At 45.0% G+C, this 2,469-nt stretch carries 2 protein-coding genes; both read left to right on the top strand.

Annotated elements, in window-relative coordinates; all coding sequences use genetic code 11:
- Nucleotides 1–105: 105 nt before the first annotated feature.
- Nucleotides 106–996, top strand: a complete 891-nt coding sequence (locus tag BY457_RS18765) for a tyrosine-type recombinase/integrase (protein ID WP_106154859.1) — start codon at nt 106–108, stop codon at nt 994–996.
- The gene (locus BY457_RS18760) at nt 986–2,122 is read left to right on the top strand and encodes an IS91 family transposase (protein WP_106154858.1); all 1,137 of its coding nucleotides are present in this window, start codon (nt 986–988) and stop codon (nt 2,120–2,122) included. Before BY457_RS18765 ends, BY457_RS18760 begins: the two co-directional genes overlap by 11 nt.
- Nucleotides 2,123–2,469: the final 347 nt, after the last annotated feature.

The following is a 2,469-nucleotide window of genomic DNA, read 5'->3' as shown; positions in this document are numbered from 1 at the left end:
TGTTGAACTAAACCCGTTTTCAACGGGAGCTTACCATCATAAAACTAAGAAATCTTCTTAAATAAACCGATTTTTCGGCCTCAAACAATTAAAACCAATTTAGTTATGAGTCGAAAATCGTATCTGGAACAGGCCTGCGAGGCTGTGCCTGAGTTCAAAACAGTGAGTGAGCAGTTTCTGCGTAAGTATACCATTGCCGGGAAGTCTGAGTCATGTACACGAAATTATCTGATGCAAATATCCAAGCTGGTATTACACTTTGGGCGTTCGCCATTAGATCTGTCTCAGGATCAGCTGGAGGAGTATTTATTTTACCTGCGTCAAAATGAACCACCTAGCATGAGTTCTTTTAAACATCTGGTTTATGGTCTTCGCACACTGTTCCGCATGTTTAAGAATGAAGAATTGTATCTGAGCCTTCCCCGTATTGCTCAAAGCAAGACCTTGCCAGCCGTTTTTTCTCAAAGGGAAATGCGTCGCATTCTCAAAGCCCCCAAGTTGCTTAAACACCGAGTCCTGTTTGCGGTTATTTATGATTGTGGACTTCGCATTAGTGAGGTGATCAATCTAAAGATTAGCGATGTGGATTTTGATCGGCGACAAATTCATATCCGCGAAAGTAAATGCAAGAAAGACCGGTATGTTCCGTTTTCTGTTCACACCTTGAGAGGGATTAAATCTTATGTTGAAACCTCCAACCCCCAGGAGTGGTTGTTTAACGGAAAAGTTCGCGGACAACAAATCAGTCGTCAGGGAATTCGCCATGCTTTCCGGGCTGCTATCCGCCGTACAGGCATTGAGAAAGATGTTTGCATTCATACGCTTCGTCACAGCTATGCTACCCATTTGCTTGAAATGGGCCTTGATATAATGAGTGTGAAAAATCAGCTGGGACATGCTGAGATTCGAACTACCCTGATGTATCTTCATATTGCCAGATCGAACCCTCAGGCAGGCTTTGGCCCCATGGAAAAGCTGTATTCGTATGAGTTTTAATTACGATCTGGGTGGTGTCATAGCTCAGTTCCTGCCTGCCTTGTTGCAAAACCGAGGGCTTACTTCTCATCAATTAAAGGTATTGCATGCTTTATCAGCCTGTCGCACTTCCAAACTGGGCGGTTCGGCACTGGTATGTGGTGATTGTGGCAGTGTGCATTACGTGTTGCACAGCTGCAGAAATCGTCATTGTCCGCGTTGTCAGGGCATCGATAGGGAGTTGTGGATTGAAGATCGTAAACAGGAGCTACTTCCGGTTAAATATTACCATGTGGTATTTACCGTACCACATGATCTATTGGAGTTGTTCCGTTTCAACCGCAAAGTGATGTACAATCTGCTGTTTGAGAAGTCCTGGGAAACCATAGGTGTTTTTGCTAAAGACCCAAAACTATTGGGAGCAAGGCCGGGTGCCATTGCTGTTTTGCACACCTGGGATCAGCAATTGGGTTTTCATCCACATGTGCATATGATTGTTCCGGCCGGGGGCATAGATAAACAAGGAGAGTGGAAAAACACCAAACAAGACGGAGATTTTTTGTTCGATGTGAAGCAACTCTCCAATGTTTTTAGCGCCCGGTTTGCCAGCAAGCTTCGTCGCCTGAAAAGGGAAGGGAAAATAAAAAAACATGTTCCCCGCAACCTGATAAAGGAGCCTTGGGTGGTCTATGCCAAGCAGGCTTTTGGCAGTCCGGAAAGCGTGGTTGAATACCTGGGAAGGTATAGTCACCGGGTGGCCATTTCTAATCACCGTATCCTGAAAGTGACCAGTACCCATGTAACCTTTAGCTGGCTTAACCGCAAGGCAGGCTATCGAAAGGAAACAATAAGGCTTACCGGTGTGGAGTTTCTGGAACGCTTCCTGGAGCATATTGTACCGCCTCACTTTCGACGCATTCGCCACCTGGGCTTTTTGAGTAATCGCAATAAACGGGAAGCAATTAAAAAAATCAGAAAGCAATTGCTGGTGGCTCATGTTATGAGGCCTGGGTTGTCCCGGAGCCAGGTGCTGGCGTTGCGCTTTGGAGAGCGTTCGGTGCTGCAATGCCGCGAGTGTGGCGGAGAACTCTTGCTACTGGAGAGTTTTTCAAAAGAACGGGCACCACCAGAAAATCGTTGCGCTTAAATATATTTAGTGTTCCAAAGATGAATGCACTTCTGTAGTGCAAATGGGAAAGGTATGCGCTGACTTGTCACTGTGGCCCGCAAAAGCCTAAAGAGGCAAGGCTCAAACAGGTACGGCAGACTCAAAACAGCATCAGAAATGTGGTTAATTGCAAAAATATATGTCAAAGAACGAGATAAAAGGAGTCAAATTATCATTAAATACCTTCCCGGAAACCGATTGAAAACACTATAGTTAAATCAGTGTTTTATAGTTCTTTATTGTGAGGCATCCTGAAGATTGTTTAGTTCAACAATAGCCTCCAATATCAAGCGTGTGCAAGCAACGCTTGATCGGAGGCTAAGTGT

It is taken from the genome of Marinilabilia salmonicolor, from assembly GCF_003003035.1.
Taxonomy (GTDB): domain Bacteria; phylum Bacteroidota; class Bacteroidia; order Bacteroidales; family Marinilabiliaceae; genus Marinilabilia; species Marinilabilia salmonicolor_A.
This window is presented reverse-complemented; position numbering and strand designations above follow the sequence as displayed.